Genomic DNA, 20,553 nt, shown 5'->3' with positions numbered 1-20,553 from the left:
CACTTAGAAAGAGGTTTTTATATGTGGAAAAATCTAGTTTTAGAAATTGGAGATATCCTAAAAAGTGTTAACTTTAATTTGAACACACCAGCAAAGGATACTGAAGTTCATAGATTAAGAGAACACGTAAAAGAGAAATTTAATGTTGATTTACCGATTGAATTTGAGGAGTTTCTTAAAAACGTAAACGGTTTAGATTTTGGTGGACTAGTTATTTATGGAGTTGACCCTTCTTTACTAGAAACAGAAAGAAACGAACCGATTTGTGGATTTATAGACACGAATGAGATTTGGTATGAAAATGAATTTCAAAAAGAGTATCTTTTCTTTGGAGATTCAAATATTGCGTGGTTTTGTAAAAACTTATCTGACAGTACTTATTTAGAACTTGATAAACCATCTGGAACAGTGATGAACACATATAATGATTTCAATACAATGCTTGAAGAAGCATTGAAAACAGCCCTCCTTTAATATGGAGTATTAAAATGAAGAATATTACATGGTCCTTTATGAGTAAAACACCAATTACAGATGAAGAAATCCAAAAAGCAGAAAAATATTTTGGTATTAAATTTCCTGAAGATTTCATTGCATGTGTAAAGAAATACGATGGAGGTTATCCAAGACCTAAAATATTTGATGTGCCTGGACAGGATGAAAATGTATTTAGTAAGCTTTTAACTTTTGATTTAGAAAGTAGAAATTCAATTATTCAAGTTTATGAAGATATAAAAGATCGATTAGCAAATAAAACATATCCTTTTGGTAAAGACTCATTTGGAAATCACTTATGTTTTGATTATCGAAACAATCCTGAATCACCAACTGTTGTATTTTGGGAACACGAAGAAGAAGATATCGAAAAAGCAATTTATCCTGTTTGTTCGTCTTTTACCGAATTACTTAATAGCTTACGCGATTTAGAAGACGAGGAATAAAAAATAAAAGAAGAACGCCTTATTATAAGGATTAACGTTCTCCTTTTTCATTTTGAATATGGATAGGTCCGCTTTTGAGGTATGTTAATACCTTTACAAAATAATAAGTTACGCAAATAACTTAATACTATCGAGTTCTACTCTCGTTAATGACAAAAAGCCAATCCTATGGATTGGCTTTTTTCGTTATATATAAAATAAAATTATTTATTTTCCTCTTTTTGAACATATACATAAGCATCTTTCTGCTCTTTATGTATATCAACCTTCGTGTTCTCTGCAAGCTGACCCGCATTTAGCAAAGAAAAAATAATAAGCGCTTCTAGTGACATTTCGTTTTACCACTCCTTTCTAGTTGTTATACGATTATCATACCGCTTACATGTGATTTCCGTATGAACTCGAAAAGGAGATTAAAACAAAAAAATTTAAAGGACTACCAACTGCGCTCTATCTCCTGAGTATTTTATTAAAGCAAATTACTACGTTATAATAATCAGAAAAAAGGAGGGGGTTCATTTTGACAATAAATCAAATGGTTCAATTAGGCAGTTCGTTTATGCTGTTTATTACTTCAGCATTTATTAGTTGGTATCAAGGGAGTAATTTAATAGACAGCCCTGATGAATGGAAATATAGCGCGAAGTTTACGAATTATTTTAAAGGGCCCGTTTCAAGTTATGAAGATATTTATCAAATCGATTTCTTTATATATGCGGCAAAATTTTATCCCACAGCATTTGTCGTTATGCTAATTAGCTTACTTTATATGCTAGTATTAATTTTTCATATTCTATTTAAAAGAAATACTGAGGCAATCTAAATTCATACATAAAAAACCCCGAATCATAGATTTTTCAGCCTACAATTCGGGGTACTATTTGTTTTAAATTCTTTTCTGATTAGTAACGAATTAAGAAATATTTCTTCTTACCGCGGCGAATGATTGTGAATTTACCTTCGATGCGGTCGTTTTCTGTTACAACGTAGTCTAATGCTTGTGTACGCTCACCGTTTACGTAGATTGCACCATTTGTTACATCTTCACGTGCTTGACGTTTTGATGGAGAGATTTTGCTTTCTACAAGTAAGTCGATTAATACTGTATCTTCTGCAGTACGTTCTACAGATGGTACATCTTTGAATCCTTGTTCGATTTCGCTTGCAGTAAGTTCTGCTACAGAACCGCTGAATAATGCAGCTGAAATTTTAATTGCTTGCTCTAATGCTTCTTCACCATGAACAAGTTTTGTCATTTCAGAACCTAATGCTTTTTGTGCTGCACGTTTTTCTGGCGCTTCAGCTACTTGCTTCTCAAGCTCAGTAATTTCTTCATGAGATAAGAATGTGAAGTATTTTAAGTATTTAACTACATCACGGTCATCTGTGTTAATCCAGAATTGGTAGAACTCGTAAGGAGTCGTTTTCTCTGGGTCTAACCAAATTGCGCCACCCTCTGTTTTACCAAACTTCGTACCGTCAGATTTTGTAACTAGTGGAATTGTTAAACCGAATGCTTTTGCATCTTCTTCTGATTTACGGATTAATTCAAGACCAGCTGTAATGTTACCCCATTGGTCACTACCACCGATTTGAAGACGGCAATTGTGCTGTTGGTATAAGTTTAAGAAGTCATATGATTGTAAAATCATGTAACTAAACTCAGTGAATGAAATACCAGTTTCTAAACGAGATGCTACTGTATCTTTTGCTAACATATAGTTTAAACCGAAGTTTTTACCGATATCGCGTAAGAATGTAATTACATCTAAGTTACCAAGCCAGTCATAGTTGTTAGCCATCGTTGCTGGGTTGTCCACATTTTCAAACTCTAAGAAGTTTGAAAGTTGGTTTTTAATACTTTCCGTGTAGTAAGCAACTGTATCTTTTGTATTTAATGTACGCTCTGCTTTTTTACCACTTGGGTCACCGATCATACCAGTACCACCGCCAACAAGTGCGATTGGTTGGTGACCAGCTAATTGGAAACGACGTAACATTAATACTGGTAACATATGACCGATGTGTAAGCTATCCGCTGTCGGGTCAAAACCACAGTATAATTTAACGCTTTCTTTTTCTAATAATTGCTCAAGGCCTTCAGCATCTGTTTGCTGATTAATTAGACCGCGAAATTCAAGATCTTGTAAAATACCCATATCCTACATACTCTCCTTTAAGTTAAGTCTAGCGTGAATGTTGAAAACATAAAAAAATCGCCCCTTCAAATAAGGGACGATTTTGATTATCGCGTTACCACCCTAGTTGCAGACCAAAAAGGCCTACCACCTTATTTACATAACGGCTTAGCACCGTCTTTTCCCTTTTGAATATAATTCAATCGAAAAAAGATGCTCTAGGGGCGTAATTCGCGATCATCTATGTGCTGATTTCCACCGACCATCAGCTCTCTAAAACAGGGAAATGATCACTACTTCTCCCTTTCCACGCTCAATTATTCATATACTTTTCTTTATACCATCATTTATATAAGCATGTCAAATAGAGGTGTGAGTTCTTTTCCTACCAATCCTTTACAAAGTCGCAAGGAATATCGTAATCAAAGAAAGAATTGGAACCCCAACTAATAACGATACATGAAACACAACCGATAAATCATTTCCAATCGTAGCTTCTACAGGATCTTTCGCCGGAGAGGCAAGAAATCCGAGTAATCGATCAAAGCGACTTACCGTTTTTGGAAAATCCGGTACTTCTACATGATCACTGTCTAAATGCTGCTGTAATTTATATTCACTTTTAAAGGGATTTTCGCTCAATTTCATCCACCTCCAACAATTGTTTCAATTTCTTTATCCCATTATGGAGCCTCGACTTCACTGTTCCAATAGGAATGTTTAATATCTCTGCAATTTCTTTTTGCTGCATATCATGATAATAAGAAAGAATGAGGACAGCTCGCTGTTCTTCGGGAACTTTCAAAATAGCTTCTCTTACTGTAAGACGGTCTTCTTGCGAAAACCCTATCTCTTGCACTGGTACTAAAAACGGCAAGAGCGTACGCCACTTTTTTCTTCTATTTAATTTATTAATCATAAGACGATAACCGATTTGAAATAAATACGTTTTTATTTTGCCTTTCTCAATTTCATACATATGTTTCTTTCGTTCTAACGTCAAAAACGTATCTTGCACAAGGTCGATACTTAATTGTTCATCCCGATTAAAACGATACAAAAATGTATATAGTGCTGGTTTAATTAAAACGTATAGTTTTTCCCCAGCCTGCTTATCTCCACTTTGGTACGCAAGCATGAGTTCCTCCTCAATCCCAATCTGCGCCATGATTTTTGATCTCCTTTATTCCTTTTAACGTTAATGAAATTCGGGAAATTAAATATACACTTGCGACAATAATCCATACTTGTGATTGATTCGTAAAAAATTGAACATACGGGTTTTGAATTGTATGGCCGCTTGAAACTAAAATATTTAATGCTTGCACACATACACATGCATACACTGCAAGACAGACCGAAATAGTATCGAATACATTCCAGCGAAAATACACTTTTGTTTTGGTAAAATCGATTTTATATCCTTTTTTCCGTACTATATATTTTCTATCAAACGGAATAATGATTGAAAACATAACACTCATCATGACTCCAGCTGTAAACATTGAAACTTTAAATCCAATTGGCATTGGCAAGAACATTCCACAAGAAAATACAACTATAATTCCAACTAAAACAAAAGTAAGAAGTAATTTATTAGACATATAAAAAGCCTCCCTCATCTATTCTTTCATAAATGTATACAGACGAGGAAGACGCTTCGTTCAAATATTATTTTATTTTTTTAATAATTTTTGCAGGATTCCCGCCAACTACCACATTATTCGGCACATCTTTCGTTACAACAGCGCCAGATGCGATAACCGCATTGTCCCCAATTGTTACACCTGGATTAATAATCGCTCTTCCGCCAATCCATACGTTATCGCCAATTGTAACTGGTTTTCCGTATTCAGACCCGCTTATGCGTTCTACTGGATCAAGTGGATGTGTCGCTGTATAAATGTGGACACCTGGAGCTAACATACAGTTCACTCCAATTGTAACTGGGCATACGTCTAAAATCGTACAGTCAAAGTTCGCGTAAAAGTTTTCGCCAACATGAATGTTATAGCCGTAATCACATCTAAAAGAAGATTCAAGATGAATATTATCTCCTGTCGTTCCGAATAGTTCTTTTACAATTTCGCTACGCTCTTTTAATTGCACTTCTGGCGTATCATTTAATTTTCTCGTTAATATGCGTGCTTGCTCCCTGTCTTGTACTAAAACTGGATCAGCTGGTATGTACATTTCCCCTTGTATCATCTTTTCTTTTTCTGTTCTCATAATATCCTCCCCTTCAAACTCGTATATATAAGTTTCCCGTTATTATAATAGCACACAAAAAGAAAGAGTGTGCTTCAAACACACTCTTTCTTTCATAAAAAATCCGGTTCTTTTCAGCATCAAATTAAATAACGAAAGCCAACTGTTTTATAGGAAGTTCCCATTAAACACTTATAAATAGCTTTCTTAAATGGATTTTGTCATTGTTATATTCGTAATTTCATAGCCTAACTTTTCATATAACCCACGGGCAACTTTGTTATGACCAAAAACATGAAGTCCAATTTTTTTCATTCCTAATTCTTTAGCAATCATTTCAATTTCTTTCATTGCTTTCTTACCATACCCTAATCCTTGATATTGCTCAAAAATAATAAAATCATAAATAAAACCTTCTTCATTATTTGTAGGTGCTTGTTGCGCAATCCAAATCATTCCAACTAGATATTGGTCATGAAAGATAGAGTATAAGTAATTGCACTCAGTTTTTTCACCTTTTGGTAACAACCGGTTAAATTCTATTTTGGACAAGTTAACTGCTTCATCTTCACTCCAATTTCCAGCAGCAACTTTATCTTTTGCATAATCATCAATCGCATACTCACAATAACGCTGAAACTCCTCTTGGTTCATAGGCTTTAGTGTAATCACGTATTTCTCCTCCTGCTATGTTAATTATTCTATATTTTAAATCTACAATCGCATTGAAAAAGGTAAGCAAACATATTAAGCATAACTAATATGTTGCTTACCCTCTATTTTTAAAATTTCAAACCACGATAATACTTACATTTAAATATTCTTTAATCTTCCATCGTCGATAAATCGCCTGTCGGTAAATTCAGCTCCCACGCTTTTAATACGCGGCGCATAATTTTACCACTTCTCGTTTTCGGTAGTTTATCTCTAAATTCAATTTGTCGTGGCGCTGCATGAGCTGCTAGGCCTTTCTTTACAAATTGACGAATTTCTTCTTTTAATTCTTCAGATGGTTCGTATCCTGCACGAAGCGCGATAAATGCTTTAATAATTTCTCCGCGAACTGGATCCGGAATACCAATTACACCAGCTTCTGCAACAGCAGCATGCTCGATTAATTTACTTTCTACTTCAAACGGACCCACTCGCTCTCCTGACGTCATAATGACATCATCAATGCGCCCTTGGAACCAGAAGTATCCGTCTTCATCCATATATGCAGAGTCACCTGATACGTACCAATCTCCCGGCATGAAGTAAGACTCATATTTTTGCGGGTTGTTCCAAACCGCACGCATCATAGATGGCCAACCTTTTGCAATTGCTAAGTTACCCATTGTGTATGGAGGCACTTCATTTCCTTCATTATCAACAATCGCTGCTTTCACACCTGGAATTGGTTTACCCATTGAACCTGGACGGATTTCCATACAAGGATAGTTACAAATAACTTGTCCACCTGTTTCTGTCATCCACCACGTATCATGAATACGAAGTCCAAATGCATTCATCCCCCAGCGAATTACTTCTGGATTTAACGGCTCACCAACGCTTAATACGTGACGAACTTGTGATAAATCATATTTTTTAATTGCATCTTGTCCAGCTCCCATTAACATACGGAACGCTGTTGGTGCGCTATACCAAACTGTTACACCGTAATCTTGTAACGCTTCGTACCACGCTTCTGGACTAAAGCGTCCACCTAAAATAACATTTGATGCCCCCACTAACCACGGTGCAAAAATACCGTAAGCTGTTCCAGTTACCCAGCCCGGGTCAGCTGTACACCAATATACGTCATCTTCTTTTAAATCTAATACCCACTTCGCCGTTTGATAGTGCTGAACCATTGCGTTTTGCGCATGAAGCACACCTTTTGGCTTACCAGTAGAACCAGATGTGTAATGAAGAATTAAACCGTCTTCACGGCCTAACCATTCGATATGTAATTCTTTTGAAGCTTGTTCAAATAAAGGATTGAACGCTACAGTTTTACCGCCTTCTTCTACATTGTCTCCAACAAGGAAGACTGTTTTTAAAGCAGGTAAATCATTTAATGGTACGCGCTCTAACAATTCAGGAGTTGTAATTAACACCTTTGCTTCGCTATCTTCTAAGCGGTCGCGAACTGCACCTTCCATAAACGCTTCAAATAGCGGTCCAACAATAGCCCCTAATTTCACTGCACCAAGAAGTGCAAAATATAATTCTGGGGAACGCGGCATAAAAATAAAAACGCGATCGCCTTTCTCAACATCGCCATAGTTTTTCAGGACATTTCCTGCTTTATTAGAAAAATCCTTCATTTCCTTAAATGTATATTTCTCTTTTCGCGATCCATCTTGATAATAAAGCGCTACTTTATTCTTTCGATCGGATTTCGCATGCTTATCAATTGCCTCATACGCCATATTCACTCGGCCTGTTTCATTCCAAGTAAAATTTTTATTAACCTCTTCCCAGTTAAAATTTGCGTATGCCTCTTCATAATTCGGCAAATTATTTTCCCCTTTAATGACAGGAAGCGTTTCTACTTTCATACTTTACATCCCCCTCCTATGTATTCTATTATCTATTATAATGATATTATTTAAAATTTTCAGTATATTTGTTGATTTTTAGACAAATTTTTAATGACAAAATTCGATTCACATCGCATATATTATAAAGTACGATATTAATAGATTCACAAACCCTCAAGGTGGTGAGCAATACATTGATTCATAAAAAAATATATAATGCCAGAAACTTAAAAACAGCGAAAGGAACTTTAATTATTGAAGGTCCTGTCTCTACACATAATCTTGAAATGTATGAATTTCATCCAGACTTAGTTGCATTTCGCCCTGCCGAGCAGCAATATAAAGCAATTGTCGAAATTTCTAAATTACCAGAAGCTCGTCTCATTATTGCTAGACATGACCAAATGATCGTTGGATATGTTACATACTTATATCCTGATCCGCTCGAGCGATGGTCAGAAGGAAAGATTGAAAACTTAATTGAACTTGGGGCGATTGAAGTTGTCCCAGCCTTTCGCGGGTGCTCTGTCGGAAAAAACTTATTAGAAGTTTCAATGATGGACGATCATATGGAAGATTACATTATATTAACGACTGAATATTATTGGCACTGGGATTTAAAACAAACAGGCTTAAATGTTTGGGAATACCGAAAAGTAATGGAAAAAATGATGAATGCCGGTGGTTTACAATGGATGGCTACAGACGATCCTGAAATTTGTTCACACCCCGCTAACTGTTTAATGGTTCGCATCGGTAAGCGCGTCGATACGGATTCCATTCAAGCATTCGATCGTCTACGTTTTCACAATCGTTTTATGTATTAATAAAGGGGGCAACTGGAATGATTGTAGAAGAAATTATGAATCAAAATGTAGTAACATTGCATCCAGATGATACAATCGAAACAGCAATCCGAACTATACGTACGAAAGGTATTCGGCACATTCCAATTGTCGATCAAAATAATCACGTTGTAGGTATTATTTCTGATCGAGATGTAAGAGATGCAAGTCCATCAATTCTTGATGAACAAGTTTCACTCGATATGCTGAAACAACCGCTCGAACTTATTATGAAACACCCTGTCATGACTTGCCATCCTCTTGATTTCGTTGAGGAAATTGCTACTTTATTTTTTGAAAATAAAATTGGCTGTCTCCCTGTTACAAAGGCTGGAAAGCTAGTAGGAATTATTTCCGAATCTACAGTACTACACACATTAGTGAAATTAACAGGGGCACATCAGCCTAGTTCGCAAATTGAAATTCAAGTGAAGAATGAACCTGGTATTCTCGGAAAGGTAGTTGCTATTTTTAGCGATTTACAAATCAATATTGTGAGCGTTCTCGTCTATCCAGCAAAAGATGAGAATGATAAAGTACTTGTTTTCCGCATTCAAACGATGAATCCTTTAAGGGTGATTGAAGCACTTGAAACAGAAGGCTATCGCGTTTTATGGCCGAACATAATGGGGATGCAAGCATGAATAGCGCCTTCATTTATTCGGATGACTTTCGGGGCTATTCTTTTAGCCCTGAACATCCTTTTAACCAACTGCGCGTCACACTTACGTACGATTTATTACAAAAAAGTGGTTTTATCTCCCCTTCTCAAGTCATTCCACCAAGAATGGCTACAGATGAGGAAATTGCATTCATTCATACAGAAGAGTACATAAATGCGGTAAAACTTGCTGGAGAAGGAAAGTTAGAAAAATCAATTGCTATGACATATGGGCTCGGAACAGAAGATACACCGATGTTCCCAAATATGCATGAAGCAAGCGCATTACTCGTTGGCGGTACGTTAACAGCTGTAGATGCTGTTCTTTCCGGAAAAGTGAAACATGCACTTAATTTAGGCGGCGGCTTACATCATGGCTTTCGCGGCAAAGCATCTGGCTTTTGCATTTATAACGATAGCTCTATCGCAATGAAATATATTCAGAAGAAATACGGTTTACGCGTTTTATATATTGATACAGATGCTCATCACGGTGATGGTGTACAATGGTCATTTTACGACGACCCTAACGTATGCACCATTTCATTACATGAAACTGGGCGTTATTTATTTCCTGGAACTGGTGCTGTGAATGAACGTGGACAAGGAAATGGCTATAGTTACTCTTTTAACGTTCCGCTCGATGCCTTTACGGAAGATAAATCCTTTCTAGAATCATATCGAACTGTTGTAAAAGAAGTTGCAGCATACTTTAAACCGGATATTATTTTAACGCAAAACGGAGCCGATGCACATTATTACGATCCACTTACACACCTTTGCGCAACGATGAACATTTATCGCGAAATACCGAAGCTCGCTCGTGAAATTGCTAATGAATATTGCGACGGTCGCTGGATTGCTGTCGGCGGCGGTGGCTACGACTTATGGCGCGTCGTACCAAGAGCTTGGGCACTCATTTGGCTCGAAATGAACAACATCCAAAACATCTCAGGTTATCTCCCTCCAGAATGGATTGATGCTTGGAAAGGACAAGCAGAAACTGAACTTCCCCTCACATGGGAAGATCCAGACAACATGTATAAACCTATCCCTCGGAAACTTGAAATTGAAGAAAAAAACGCATTAACTGTAGCGAAATCCCTTGAAATTATTCGGAATAATATGAAAAAATCTTTGTATTAAAACAGAAAGGAGGCTCGTTTTTAAACAGCCTCCTCTTAATATGCGTTACTATTATTGTCTTATTGTCGATTACTGTCGGTAAATCGATATATCCTAAAAATCGATGATATATTTTCGTTTACTAACGGACTATCCCACCTCTAATGAGAAAAGGTAGTGATATTATGTGGAAACAACAAATAATCAATACAAAACGCGGTACATTCGAACTCTTTATAAAAGGAAATGGTGAACCACTTTGCATTACACATCACTATTCACAATTTAATGAAACTGGCGATTACTTTGCAGATGTTTTCACTTCTACACATCGTGTATTCCTCATTAATTTACGAGACGTCGGTCACTCTGTAAAAGCACAGTCAGAAAACGAATTAAGTATGATCGAAACAATTCATGACTTAGAAGCGATAAAAGAAGCTTTACAACTTCCTATATGGCATTTCGCTGGTCATTCAACAGGCGGTATGCTTGGACTTCTATACGCGATTACATACCCAAATTCCTTGCAATCATTAGTTATCGTTGGAGCTTCAGCCAGTAACTATACCGAAACATCATTTTGTATTTATCACCCAGCACACCCACAGTTTCATTATATGCAAGAGCTTATCGAGAACTTAAAAAGCCCCCATCTTACAAATGAAGAAAGAAAAGAATTATCTACTAAACGAACAAAATTATCTTTATACAAACCCGAAAACTATAACTCTTATTTTTGTAAACCAATCCAAAAAACAATGTCCGCCAGCCGGATGAATGCTTTCTCTCAAGAATATCCTTCATTTGATTTGAGAGAGTACCTACCTTCTATCCAAACAAAGACGCTTATTGTTTGCGGAAGGCACGATGCGCAGTGTCCTATTCAATACTCTATCGAGATGCATGAGGGTATGCCTAATTCTATCTTCGTTCCATTTGAGCATAGTAATCATTATCCTTTTTTAGAAGAAGTCACTAAGTTTACTTCTACTATTCAAGAGTTTTATAAATCGTTACACCAAAAAAGTAGCAGGTACTAAACCTGCTACTTTTTTCATATTTTATTTCCCTACAAATGTAACTTGTTCGCCAGTCGCCCAGCCTCCCATTGGTACAACTGTATACTTCATCCCTTGTTGCAGAGTTGCGCCGTTTTGTAAATCAAAGATTCCTACTGCACCTTTTCGAGAGCTAAAACGATATTGTGCTTCTATTTTATTTCCGTCTTCACTTTGTAATTCTACTTTTCTACCAGCAAAAAGTTCCATGCTCGGATCTTTGTCTAATGTAACTTGAATGGATTTATTATCTATTGCTTCTGCACTTTGAATTACTAACGGAGCGATAGACGAAGCAGTAAATTTCGGATTTTTAACTGTTGCCCAATCAGATGTAATTGTGTACTCTGTTCCTGGTTTCAACGTTTGACCCGCAGGTAATCGGAATTTAGGTGCTTGTCTACCATCTGCAGCTTGTGTAAACGGAACATATCCAACTTCAATTTTTTCACCTGAACTTGCTGTAATCGTTAGTTTTCTATCACGAAGTGAAGAAATTATTTGATATTTTTTACCGTCTTTATCTTTATTTTCATCATCTAATTGGAAGGCTTGATTACCTCTTCCTGCTTTATACGCTTCAATAACATTTGCATAATCCGTCACACCATCTTCTAAAAATGATTCAATTTCAAACGTATCATTTGTCACTTGCTTCGCTTGGCGGACATTAATCTTTTCCGAACTTCCTTCAAATTTTTCCTTTTTTCCACCCTTATAACTTAACGTATATTTTTCACCTGGTTTTTGCACCATTACAGGTACGATATATGTACTCGTTGCCCCTGTTTTTAGTCTCGGTACATTCACAATTTCCAGGCCATTACTAAACACGAAGTTTTTCTTAATTGCATCTAAGTTTTCTAATTTCACTTCCTCTTCTGATAAAGGTTTAGAAAACGTTAATTGTAATGTCATTGCGTTTAATGGCTCTAGTTTCGTAATTTGGGCTTGTTGTTTTTTCTTCTCTTTCTTTGCCTCTTGCTTCGTTGCTTGTTTTGATTCCGCCTTCGTTTCACCTTGCGCGCATCCCGTTACAAGCACTGTAAATCCAATTACTGCTGGTACTAAAAATTTCATTTTTTTCATCTCTATACCCTCCAAATTTATGATCAATATTTTCATTGCTTCCTGTGATATTAATAATAAATAGCGGGTATAAATTGCCTATAAATAAATTATTAAAAAAAGATAAAATAAAGATAATATATTTTTAATCTCATTTTTTCTAATAAAAAAAACCTGTCAACAATTCGACAGGTTCACTACACGTTAAAACGATAACCAGCTCCCCACACTGTTTCAATATATTGCGGATGAGCAGGATCTCTTTCAATTTTTTCACGTAACTTTCTAATATGAACAACAACTGTTGCTAAATCACCAGCTGAATCTAATCCCCAAATACGTTCAAATAACTGTTCTTTATTTAACACTTGATTTGGATGCATTACAAAAAATGTTAATAAATCAAATTCCTTCGTTGTAAACGCAACTTCTTCATTATTGATAGAAACTTTCCTCGCTCGCTGATCTATAGAAATTCCGTGAATGTATAACGTATCACGTTGCTTATTTATATTTCCTGATAATCTTTCATAACGAGAAATATGTGCTTTAACTCTTGCAACTAACTCACTTGGACTAAATGGTTTCGTTATATAATCATCCGCACCTAATCCGAGTCCGCGAATTTTATCTATATCTTCTTTCTTTGCTGAAACAAGTAAAATAGGAATGTCTTTTATAGCACGTATTTGTTTGCAAATTTCGAAGCCATTCATCTTCGGAAGCATAATATCTAAAATAATTAAATCATAATCTTCCTGCAAAGCCATTTGTAAGCCTGTTTCTCCAGAATGCTCTACATCAACTTGAAAATCGTGAATTTCTAAATAATCTCGCTGTAATTCTGCAATACTTACTTCATCTTCAATTAGTAAAACTCTCTTCAATTCATTCACCACATTCCTGTACTTTTTGCAGCGAGAAGAAAATACTTGTGCTTTCTCCAAGCTTACTTTCTGCCCAAATTTCCCCACCATGTTCTTCAACAATTTGCTTCGCTATCGCTAAACCAAGCCCACTTCCACCTGTGCTAGAATTTCGTGATTGCTCCGCTCGATAAAATCTCTCAAAAATATACGGAAGTGTATCAGATTCTATTCCTGATCCATTATCCTTCACTTTCACGATAACTTTGTTTTCATTACTTGATGCTGTAACGGTAATTTTTTTCTCACCTTTATCCATGTACTTCACACTATTATGAATTAAATTCGATATAACTCTCTTTATTTTTTCACGATCCGCTGTTACATATAGTGGTGATGCATGTAGTAACTGTAAGTATACAGCTATACCCTCTTCACTTAAATCCATCTGCATCTCTTCTATTAAGTCTTGCATAAACATATTTAATTCTATCGTTTCAAATTGAAATGGAACTCGGTTCAAATCCAACTTCGAAAACAAAAATAGTTCGTCAATGAGTGTGTCCATATGTTTTGCTTTCGTATGGATAGTTGTTAAATACTTATCCATTTTTTCCGGCGTATTTGCTACCCCATCTTTTATTCCTTCAACATACCCTATTATAGATGTAATCGGTGTTTTTAAATCATGAGAGATGTTTGAAATGAGTTCTTTTCGATTTTCTTCATACTGCGTTTGTACTTCAATCGATTCTTTTAACTTCTTCCTCATTTCCTCAAATCCTTGATTTAATTGACCTATCTCATCATGTGACGTAACTGGAATTTGAAAATCTAAATTTCCTTCTTTAATTCTCTCTGTCGCATCTTTCAATATAAAGATTGGTTTTATTACACTTCTTGAGACGAAATAACTTAATAGTCCAATGAGTAAGATAGCTAAAAGTAATAACGCTACAAATAAAATCGGAAATAATTTTTGTGTCAGATCTACAAAAGAACTTTGCTTTTTTAGTACAAATATACTCCCTTCTTCATTCGGCGAAAAATAAAAATCGAATTTTACATATCGGTAAAATGTATCATTTAGTTCCGTTGTACCACGACTATTAATATTTGCTGATTCAAATTTTGGAAGAGCTTCTTTTAAAGCTACGCTTTCAAATACTTTTGAAGCATATGAAATGTTTTCTCCCTTTCTTACAACTATTTTCACACCTTCTTTTTCAATAGATGACACGAACGATTCATCTAATAGTTGAGATTGGTGCTGCTTTGCCGCTAATTTCAATTCAAGAAAAGCATTTTCCTCCTCTGCCGTTAATGGTTTTTGAATGTAAGAACTTTTATAAAAATTTTTCACTGATTCCAAGTCACCCGTTATCGAAAAAACAATTAAAAATCCCGCGACTAATATGAGCGTAATGGAAACGAGAATAACGGCAATATAAGAAAATAAAAACCTCGTTTTAATAGACATAATTTACATCCTCACTTTATCCATCCTTATTATTCATAAGCATAAAAATATATGTTCAAATACTCAAGCGATTTTATAGTAATTTTAGCACCAGTTTATAAAAATTTAATGTTCCTATTTTACAGTTTAAATTAAGAGGCCGCACTGCTTACAAAAGGAGGTTGAAATTCTATATTTAAAAAAACATTAAGCATGATATGTTGCGTAATTTTTTTACAAAGCTGCTCGCAAGAACAAGAAGTGAAAAAGGAGATGACAAACATGGGGACAGCACTACTATCAGCTACTGAGAAAAAAGAAACTAACACTGTTATAGCATTACTAAAAAAAGGGGCAAATATAAATATAACTGACGGTAAAGGACGTACTCCTCTTATGATTGCTACATACAAAAATGATATAAAAACCGCAAAAGCCCTTATCGATGCTGGCGCTGACGTAAATATACAAGATGATATGAAAAACAACCCATTTCTATACGCCGGTGCGGAAGGTTACTTAGACATTTTAAAACTAACGATTGATGCTGGTGCGGATCCATCACTTACGAATCGTTACGGCGGAACAGCTCTTATCCCAGCCTCAGAGCACGGTTATCTCGATGTTATACAAGAACTCCTCGCTCGAACAAATATCGATGTTAACCATGTAAATAATCTCGGATGGACCGCTTTAATGGAAGCCATCGTACTAAGTAATGGTGATGAAACACAACAACAAGTCATTCGCCTACTTATTGAACACGGTGCAGATGTAAATATTCCCGACAATGATGGTGTTACCCCGCTGCAACATGCTCGTGCTCATAACTTTGAAGAGATAGAGAAGATTTTGTTAGAGGGGGATAAGTAAAAAATTAAAAATCCTACTTTTTGCCTTCCTCCCACGCCCTATGCTACATTTAACCCGTCAATTAAATATTGCTAATAGGGTGGGAATAAAAATGAACAAACCTCGAATCGGAATGATTGGTCTTGGAAATATTGCACAGAAAGCCTACCTCCCAACACTTACAAAAGAAACAAATTGGAATTTTGTAGGGGCGTTTACACCTAACGCAGAGAAAAGAAAACAAATTTGCCTGCAATATCGTATTCAAGACTTCCATTCTATTGAAACGTTAGCTTCAGAATGTGATGCAATCTTCGTTCATAGTTCAACTGCTACACATTATGAAATTGTTTCTAAACTTCTCGAAAAAGGAATCGATATTTATGTAGATAAACCGTTAGCGGCTACTACTGAACAAGCTGAAAAGCTAGTCGAAATGAGTGAAAAGTACAATCGGAAATTAATGGTTGGATTTAATCGTCGCTTCGTTCCTATGTATGTCGCTGCAAAAGAGCAGGCTACTGATATTTCATGGATTCGGATTGAAAAGCACCGCACAAATAAAGTCGGGCCATATACGTATGACTTTACAATGTTAGATGATTACTTACATATTGTAGATACTGCTCGCTGGCTAGCTGATGATGACCTTAACGTCGTTCACAATATGATGCAAATAAATGAAAAGAATGAACTTCTTTACGGACATCATACATATACAACTGCAAATGGACTGCTACTTTCTACAGCGATGCACCGCCATGCCGGTACAAATTTAGAACAAATTGAACTTGTGACGACAGGTAAAATCATTCGCGTAAAAAATATGAACACATTTGAAATTGAGCAGGAAAACTCCGTTTCACAAAGTGGTTCACCCTCATGGGAAACGACGTTAAAACAACGCGGCTTTGAAGATGCTGTTCATCATTTCATCGAATGTGTACATGGAGATACGAAACCACTTGTAGATGGATTAGAGGGGTTAAAATCTCAACAAATGCTACAATCTCTAATGCACGCTGCAAGGAAAAATTAAAACGGATACATTTTTCAGAATTTACTTTCATTCCCATTTCCCCTTTATTTCTATCAAAAGTTTCTATAGAATATGTTGATAGGAATTATAAATTTCATATTGAATCGTGGAAAGGATGGGAATAACACATGTGGAATGAATTTAAAAAATTCGCTTTCAAAGGGAATGTCGTTGATTTAGCTGTCGGGGTTGTAATCGGTGCTGCATTCGGTAAAATCGTTAGTTCTTTAGTAAAAGATATCATTACACCATTACTTGGTATGGTGCTAGGTGGCGTTGACTTTACAGATTTAAAACTTACATTTGGTAAATCATCTATTATGTACGGTAACTTCATCCAAACAATTTTTGACTTCTTAATTATTGCAGCTTCTATCTTTATGTTTGTTAAAGTTTTCAACACTCTAACATCTAAAAAAGATGATGAAAAAGAGGAAGAGGAAGAAATTCCAGAACCAACAAAAGAAGAAGCTCTTCTTGGCGAAATTCGCGACTTACTAAAACAACAAAACTCTTCTAAAGATAGAGCATAATTGAACGGATAAAAGGCATGCCCCTTTCGGGGCATGCCTTTTTTTATATGTTATAACGTTTCCGAATTCATATGAATAAATATAATAATACCTGCAACCATAAGTACCATAATGCTACCTGCAAATAGTGTAATACCGATAAACATTAAACTCGTACTTAAATCTATCGAAATACTTTCAGTAAAAATAGAAATTACATACGTGATAAGGGCAATTCCTGCAAGAATACTTCCTGGAACAAATCGCTTTAAGCCATTTTGTTTTAACGTTATATATGCAAAAATAGCAGTCATGCAAAGCGTAATTATCCAAAGAACGATCATCTCTTCTCCCCCCTCACAAACCTTTTCTTTCTATTATACATGACATTGCCCTATAATAGTTAAATTTGCACTTATGTGACATATAACAAGGAATAACCCCATCTATAGCAAATGTCTTCCAACATAAACTAAGGAGGTTTCAAAAAGTGTTACATGTGTTCGAATTAAATGAAACACCATTTGAGACAGGAAAAGAATTATATGCAAGATTTTTACACGTTAAGAAACATGAACATGTAGATACAGTAGGTGAACAATATTATCCTGAATATGAATAAAAGCTCACAGCTATCGCTGTGAGCTCTTTTATGCTTACTTCGTTGAATCTCTAAATTGGATACGGTGAGGTAAGATAACTGTGTGATCTTCCACTTTTTCTTTGTTCATATATTTTGTTAGTAGACGCATTGCTACTGCACCGATATCATACATTGGTTGTACAACTGTTGAAAGCTGTGGACGTACCATTAAGGCAAGGCGAGTGTTGTCAAAACCAAGCACTTCGATATCAGTTGGTACGTTTAATCCAGCGTCTTGTGCTGCGTGGATTACACCTAGTGCCATTTCATCAGAAGATACGAAAATTGCTGTTGGTTTTTCATCAATGCTCCAAAGCTTTTCAAACGCTTCTAGACCTGAATCATATGTGTAATCTCCATCGATTACAAGATTTTCATCATATGAAATACCTGCTTCTTCTAAAGCTTTTTTATAACCTTGTAACTTCTTCGCGCTTCCCGCTTTATCAATGAAAGGACCAGAGACGAAACCGATACGTTTATGTCCTCGCTCAATAAAATGCTTCATTGCATCGTAAGCTGCTTGTGTATAATCAATATTTACTGATGACGTTTCATTTTGCTCATCAAATGACGCTGCTAATACAATTGGTACTGGAGATTTTTTGAACTCTTCAACGTGAGTATCTGTAATATCTTCACCCATGAAAACAATCCCGTCCACTTGTTTCCCAAGCATCGTATTTAATAAGTGGAACTCTTTCTCTTTGTTTTGGTCAGAGTTACTTAAAATGATGTTATATTTGTACATTGTTGCGATATCTTCAATTCCACGAGCAAGTTCTGCATAAAACGTATTTGAGATATCAGGGATAATAACACCCACTGTAGTTGTCTTCTTACTTGCTAGTCCACGTGCAACCGCATTTGGGCGGTATCCTAAACGATCAATTGCTTCTAATACTTTCTTTCTTGTTGTAGGCTTTACATTTGGGTTACCGTTCACAACACGTGATACAGTAGCCATTGAAACATTCGCTTCACGCGCTACATCATAGATTGTTACGTTCATCTCTTCGCACACTCCTTCTATTTATGTTATCTATTTTTATGTATCGGTTCACTTGAATGAAAAAAAGACATCAACTCTATTTGCAGATGCCAACAATCGTCCCGAGTTCTTCCTTTTACTAATGATACGATAAAAACGCAGGCTCATACAATATTTTCCCGCAAAAGTTTCGAAAAAATTCGCTTCTTTCCTCGTATTTTCGTATTTTTTATGCAAAAAAGGGCAATTTTTGTAAAAAGGAGATGTCCCATAAGTAAAAACTTATAAAATAAGAGAAGGCTGTTCCAAAATGTCCTTTTGGACCGCCTCTTTAAAAGTTTTTACAATTTACTTCCAAATGCTTTTAATTCTTTCATAAACTCATTGAATTCCGGAATATCCATTTGCTGTGCTGCATCTGATAAAGCAACAGCAGGATCCGGGTGTACTTCTGCCATAATCGCATCCGCACCAATTGCCATCGCCGCTTTTGCAGCTGGTAATAGAAGGTCACGACGCCCTGTAGAATGCGTAACATCGACAACGACAGGTAAATGCGTTTCTTTCTTTAAAATCGGCACAGCGGAAATATCAAGCGTATTACGCGTTGCTCTTTCATATGTGCGAATACCACGTTCACATAAAATGATATTGCCATTACCCTCTGCCATGATATATTCTGCCGCATTAATAAATTCTTCGATTGTTGCTGATAAACCACGCTTTAATAATACCGGTTTATTTACAGCACCAGCCGCTTTTAGCAGTTCGAAGTTTTGCATATTGCGAGCACCAATTTGAATAACATCAACGTAATCTAATGCCATTTCAATATCATTTGGATTTAAAATTTCACTAATAACAGCTAAATCATATTCATCTGCAACTTGGCGTAAAATTTGCAAGCCTTCTAATCCAAGACCTTGAAAATCGTATGGAGATGTACGAGGCTTGAAAGCACCACCGCGCATTAATTTCAACCCTTGCTCTTTCATCGCTTCTGCAACTTGGCGTACTTGTTCATAACTTTCCACAGCACATGGCCCCATAATAAAATGCTGATTACCATCGCCAATTTTTTCACCATTAATTTCGACAATTGTATCTTCTGTTTTTTTCTTACGAGAAACAAGTAGCGCCTTACGATGATCGTCTTCTTGTAACTCTAAACCAGCTTGGAAAATTTGTTTGAAAATATGTTGTAAAGTTGATGTTTCAAATGGACCATCATTCTTTTCTGCAATTAAATTAAGCATATTTCTTTCACGTACAGGATCAAAACGTTTCACACCTTGTACTTCTTTTAAATTCCCAACCTCTTGCACGAGACGGCCTCTTTCACTTAGTAATTCTAATATTTGTAGATTGAGTTGATCGATTCCAGAACGTAAACGATCCAATTCTTGTGATGCCATAAGAAAGCCACCTTTTTCAAAATTCTATATGTTACAGTCATTAATTTTTTTAAGATAACTTATTATAGCTGATACATATGCAGTTGTCACACGATATACAACAAAGAGTGACGTAGTGAACAGATAGAAAGAATACATGAGAATTTCATGCAAATATAGTAGTTTGCAATGAAAAAAAAGACAGTATTTAAACTGTCTTTTTTT

25 protein-coding genes and 1 other annotated feature are annotated in these 20,553 nt (G+C 35.9%); of the genes, 11 read left to right on the top strand and 14 right to left on the bottom strand.

Features of this window, described 5'->3' with window-relative positions; genetic code table 11:
* Nucleotides 1-21 precede the first annotated feature (21 nt).
* Nucleotides 22-474 (top strand): YrhA family protein, encoded by a 453-nt coding sequence (locus tag BAU28_RS09545; protein ID WP_048372138.1) that lies wholly within the window; start codon nt 22-24, stop codon nt 472-474.
* Nucleotides 475-488: 14 nt separating this feature from the next.
* Entirely contained in the window at nt 489-941 is a 453-nt protein-coding gene (locus BAU28_RS09540) for an SMI1/KNR4 family protein (RefSeq protein WP_071718429.1), read from the top strand.
* Between the two features lie 203 nt (nt 942-1,144).
* Here the strand turns inward: BAU28_RS09540 and BAU28_RS09535 are convergent, their stop codons facing one another.
* Nucleotides 1,145-1,273 carry a hypothetical protein gene (locus tag BAU28_RS09535; protein ID WP_002112286.1) on the bottom strand — a complete coding sequence of 43 codons (129 nt, stop codon included), beginning with the start codon at nt 1,271-1,273 and terminating at the stop codon, nt 1,145-1,147.
* Between the two features lie 188 nt (nt 1,274-1,461).
* Here BAU28_RS09535 and BAU28_RS09530 point away from each other — a divergent pair, with 188 nt between their 5' ends.
* Nucleotides 1,462-1,764, top strand: a complete 303-nt coding sequence (locus BAU28_RS09530; RefSeq protein WP_071718428.1) for a YjdJ family protein — start codon at nt 1,462-1,464, stop codon at nt 1,762-1,764.
* Nucleotides 1,765-1,843: 79 nt separating this feature from the next.
* Here the strand turns inward: BAU28_RS09530 and tyrS are convergent, their stop codons facing one another.
* From tyrS to acsA, 7 genes are all read right to left on the bottom strand, one after another.
* Nucleotides 1,844-3,100, bottom strand: coding sequence for a tyrosine--tRNA ligase (tyrS, locus tag BAU28_RS09525; protein ID WP_071718427.1), 1,257 nt, complete (start codon nt 3,098-3,100; stop codon nt 1,844-1,846).
* Nucleotides 3,101-3,169: 69 nt separating this feature from the next.
* Nucleotides 3,170-3,398, bottom strand: a binding site (T-box leader).
* Between the two features lie 77 nt (nt 3,399-3,475).
* Entirely contained in the window at nt 3,476-3,721 is a 246-nt protein-coding gene (locus BAU28_RS09520) for a hypothetical protein (protein ID WP_071718426.1), read from the bottom strand.
* Nucleotides 3,702-4,247, bottom strand: coding sequence for an RNA polymerase sigma factor (locus tag BAU28_RS09515; RefSeq protein ID WP_071718425.1), 546 nt, complete (start codon nt 4,245-4,247; stop codon nt 3,702-3,704). The genes BAU28_RS09520 and BAU28_RS09515 overlap by 20 nt, the downstream gene beginning before the upstream one ends.
* Complete coding sequence (locus BAU28_RS09510; RefSeq protein ID WP_071718424.1) at nt 4,228-4,683, bottom strand: hypothetical protein; 456 nt, start codon at nt 4,681-4,683, stop codon at nt 4,228-4,230. Before BAU28_RS09510 ends, BAU28_RS09515 begins: the two co-directional genes overlap by 20 nt.
* Before the next feature lie 67 nt (nt 4,684-4,750).
* On the bottom strand, nt 4,751-5,308 hold the full coding sequence (locus BAU28_RS09505; RefSeq protein WP_071718423.1) for a maltose acetyltransferase domain-containing protein: 558 nt from the start codon (nt 5,306-5,308) through the stop codon (nt 4,751-4,753).
* A gap of 186 nt (nt 5,309-5,494) precedes the next feature.
* Entirely contained in the window at nt 5,495-5,959 is a 465-nt protein-coding gene (locus tag BAU28_RS09500) for a GNAT family N-acetyltransferase (RefSeq protein WP_071718422.1), read from the bottom strand.
* Nucleotides 5,960-6,111: 152 nt separating this feature from the next.
* Nucleotides 6,112-7,830 carry an acetate--CoA ligase gene (gene acsA / locus BAU28_RS09495; protein ID WP_048372126.1) on the bottom strand — a complete coding sequence of 573 codons (1,719 nt, stop codon included), beginning with the start codon at nt 7,828-7,830 and terminating at the stop codon, nt 6,112-6,114.
* A gap of 176 nt (nt 7,831-8,006) precedes the next feature.
* On the opposite strand from acsA, the gene acuA reads away from it, so the two are divergent.
* The 4 genes from acuA to BAU28_RS09475 all read left to right on the top strand — a co-directional run bounded on the left by acuA (nt 8,007) and on the right by BAU28_RS09475 (nt 11,486).
* Nucleotides 8,007-8,639, top strand: a complete 633-nt coding sequence (gene acuA / locus BAU28_RS09490; RefSeq protein WP_025147620.1) for an acetoin utilization protein acetyltransferase AcuA — start codon at nt 8,007-8,009, stop codon at nt 8,637-8,639.
* A 17-nt stretch (nt 8,640-8,656) separates the two neighbouring features.
* Nucleotides 8,657-9,301, top strand: a complete 645-nt coding sequence (locus BAU28_RS09485; RefSeq protein WP_025147621.1) for an acetoin utilization AcuB family protein — start codon at nt 8,657-8,659, stop codon at nt 9,299-9,301.
* A complete protein-coding gene (acuC, locus tag BAU28_RS09480; protein ID WP_071718421.1) occupies nt 9,298-10,464 on the top strand; it encodes an acetoin utilization protein AcuC in 1,167 nt (388 codons plus the stop codon). Before BAU28_RS09485 ends, acuC begins: the two co-directional genes overlap by 4 nt.
* 143 nt (nt 10,465-10,607) lie before the next feature.
* Nucleotides 10,608-11,486 (top strand): alpha/beta fold hydrolase, encoded by an 879-nt coding sequence (locus BAU28_RS09475; RefSeq protein WP_116500345.1) that lies wholly within the window; start codon nt 10,608-10,610, stop codon nt 11,484-11,486.
* A 21-nt stretch (nt 11,487-11,507) separates the two neighbouring features.
* Here the strand turns inward: BAU28_RS09475 and BAU28_RS09470 are convergent, their stop codons facing one another.
* From BAU28_RS09470 to BAU28_RS09460, 3 genes are all read right to left on the bottom strand, one after another.
* Nucleotides 11,508-12,593 (bottom strand): hypothetical protein, encoded by a 1,086-nt coding sequence (locus tag BAU28_RS09470; protein WP_071718419.1) that lies wholly within the window; start codon nt 12,591-12,593, stop codon nt 11,508-11,510.
* Nucleotides 12,594-12,769: 176 nt separating this feature from the next.
* Nucleotides 12,770-13,459: a response regulator transcription factor gene (locus tag BAU28_RS09465; RefSeq protein WP_071718418.1), complete on the bottom strand. Its 690-nt coding sequence runs from the start codon at nt 13,457-13,459 to the stop codon at nt 12,770-12,772.
* 1 nt (nt 13,460) lies between these two features.
* Complete coding sequence (locus BAU28_RS09460) at nt 13,461-14,918, bottom strand: sensor histidine kinase (RefSeq protein ID WP_071718417.1); 1,458 nt, start codon at nt 14,916-14,918, stop codon at nt 13,461-13,463.
* A 171-nt stretch (nt 14,919-15,089) separates the two neighbouring features.
* Between BAU28_RS09460 and BAU28_RS09455 the strand changes: the two genes are divergently transcribed.
* The 3 genes from BAU28_RS09455 to mscL all read left to right on the top strand — a co-directional run bounded on the left by BAU28_RS09455 (nt 15,090) and on the right by mscL (nt 17,321).
* A complete protein-coding gene (locus tag BAU28_RS09455; protein WP_071718416.1) occupies nt 15,090-15,770 on the top strand; it encodes an ankyrin repeat domain-containing protein in 681 nt (226 codons plus the stop codon).
* A gap of 91 nt (nt 15,771-15,861) precedes the next feature.
* The gene (locus BAU28_RS09450) at nt 15,862-16,788 is read left to right on the top strand and encodes a Gfo/Idh/MocA family protein (protein ID WP_071718415.1); all 927 of its coding nucleotides are present in this window, start codon (nt 15,862-15,864) and stop codon (nt 16,786-16,788) included.
* 128 nt (nt 16,789-16,916) lie between these two features.
* Complete coding sequence (mscL, locus tag BAU28_RS09445; RefSeq protein WP_071718414.1) at nt 16,917-17,321, top strand: large conductance mechanosensitive channel protein MscL; 405 nt, start codon at nt 16,917-16,919, stop codon at nt 17,319-17,321.
* A 50-nt stretch (nt 17,322-17,371) separates the two neighbouring features.
* On the opposite strand, the gene BAU28_RS09440 is transcribed toward mscL, so the two are convergent.
* Nucleotides 17,372-17,644, bottom strand: coding sequence for a DUF3917 domain-containing protein (locus BAU28_RS09440; protein ID WP_071718413.1), 273 nt, complete (start codon nt 17,642-17,644; stop codon nt 17,372-17,374).
* Nucleotides 17,645-17,790: 146 nt separating this feature from the next.
* Between BAU28_RS09440 and BAU28_RS30900 the strand changes: the two genes are divergently transcribed.
* Nucleotides 17,791-17,922 (top strand): hypothetical protein, encoded by a 132-nt coding sequence (locus BAU28_RS30900; protein ID WP_420271280.1) that lies wholly within the window; start codon nt 17,791-17,793, stop codon nt 17,920-17,922.
* Between the two features lie 34 nt (nt 17,923-17,956).
* Here BAU28_RS30900 and ccpA read toward each other — a convergent pair whose 3' ends face one another.
* Nucleotides 17,957-18,955: a catabolite control protein A gene (gene ccpA, locus BAU28_RS09430; protein WP_002173804.1), complete on the bottom strand. Its 999-nt coding sequence runs from the start codon at nt 18,953-18,955 to the stop codon at nt 17,957-17,959.
* A gap of 320 nt (nt 18,956-19,275) precedes the next feature.
* Nucleotides 19,276-20,349, bottom strand: coding sequence for a bifunctional 3-deoxy-7-phosphoheptulonate synthase/chorismate mutase (locus BAU28_RS09425; RefSeq protein WP_071718412.1), 1,074 nt, complete (start codon nt 20,347-20,349; stop codon nt 19,276-19,278).
* Nucleotides 20,350-20,553: the final 204 nt, after the last annotated feature.

The sequence above is a fragment of the Bacillus paramycoides genome (assembly GCF_001884235.1).
In the GTDB taxonomy this organism is placed as follows: Bacteria; Bacillota; Bacilli; order Bacillales; family Bacillaceae_G; genus Bacillus_A; species Bacillus_A paramycoides.
Note: the sequence above shows the minus strand (reverse complement) of the source record. Positions and strands in the feature narration are given on the sequence as shown.

Excerpts from the sequence above, each read along its gene's own strand:
- BAU28_RS09545 (WP_048372138.1), top strand. The coding sequence starts at position 22 with ATGTGGAAAAATCTAGTTTTAGAAATTGGAGATATCCTAAAAAGTGTT.
- BAU28_RS09540 (WP_071718429.1), top strand. The coding sequence starts at position 489 with ATGAAGAATATTACATGGTCCTTTATGAGTAAAACACCAATTACAGAT.
- BAU28_RS09535 (WP_002112286.1), bottom strand. The coding sequence starts at position 1,273 with ATGTCACTAGAAGCGCTTATTATTTTTTCTTTGCTAAATGCGGGTCAG.
- tyrS (WP_071718427.1), bottom strand. The coding sequence starts at position 3,100 with ATGGGTATTTTACAAGATCTTGAATTTCGCGGTCTAATTAATCAGCAA.
- BAU28_RS09515 (WP_071718425.1), bottom strand. The coding sequence starts at position 4,247 with ATGGCGCAGATTGGGATTGAGGAGGAACTCATGCTTGCGTACCAAAGT.
- BAU28_RS09510 (WP_071718424.1), bottom strand. The coding sequence starts at position 4,683 with ATGTCTAATAAATTACTTCTTACTTTTGTTTTAGTTGGAATTATAGTT.
- BAU28_RS09505 (WP_071718423.1), bottom strand. The coding sequence starts at position 5,308 with ATGAGAACAGAAAAAGAAAAGATGATACAAGGGGAAATGTACATACCA.
- acsA (WP_048372126.1), bottom strand. The coding sequence starts at position 7,830 with ATGAAAGTAGAAACGCTTCCTGTCATTAAAGGGGAAAATAATTTGCCG.
- BAU28_RS09485 (WP_025147621.1), top strand. The coding sequence starts at position 8,657 with ATGATTGTAGAAGAAATTATGAATCAAAATGTAGTAACATTGCATCCA.
- acuC (WP_071718421.1), top strand. The coding sequence starts at position 9,298 with ATGAATAGCGCCTTCATTTATTCGGATGACTTTCGGGGCTATTCTTTT.
- BAU28_RS09475 (WP_116500345.1), top strand. The coding sequence starts at position 10,608 with ATGAGAAAAGGTAGTGATATTATGTGGAAACAACAAATAATCAATACA.
- BAU28_RS09470 (WP_071718419.1), bottom strand. The coding sequence starts at position 12,593 with ATGAAAAAAATGAAATTTTTAGTACCAGCAGTAATTGGATTTACAGTG.
- BAU28_RS09460 (WP_071718417.1), bottom strand. The coding sequence starts at position 14,918 with ATGTCTATTAAAACGAGGTTTTTATTTTCTTATATTGCCGTTATTCTC.
- BAU28_RS09450 (WP_071718415.1), top strand. The coding sequence starts at position 15,862 with ATGAACAAACCTCGAATCGGAATGATTGGTCTTGGAAATATTGCACAG.
- mscL (WP_071718414.1), top strand. The coding sequence starts at position 16,917 with ATGTGGAATGAATTTAAAAAATTCGCTTTCAAAGGGAATGTCGTTGAT.
- BAU28_RS09440 (WP_071718413.1), bottom strand. The coding sequence starts at position 17,644 with ATGATCGTTCTTTGGATAATTACGCTTTGCATGACTGCTATTTTTGCA.
- ccpA (WP_002173804.1), bottom strand. The coding sequence starts at position 18,955 with ATGAACGTAACAATCTATGATGTAGCGCGTGAAGCGAATGTTTCAATG.
- BAU28_RS09425 (WP_071718412.1), bottom strand. The coding sequence starts at position 20,349 with ATGGCATCACAAGAATTGGATCGTTTACGTTCTGGAATCGATCAACTC.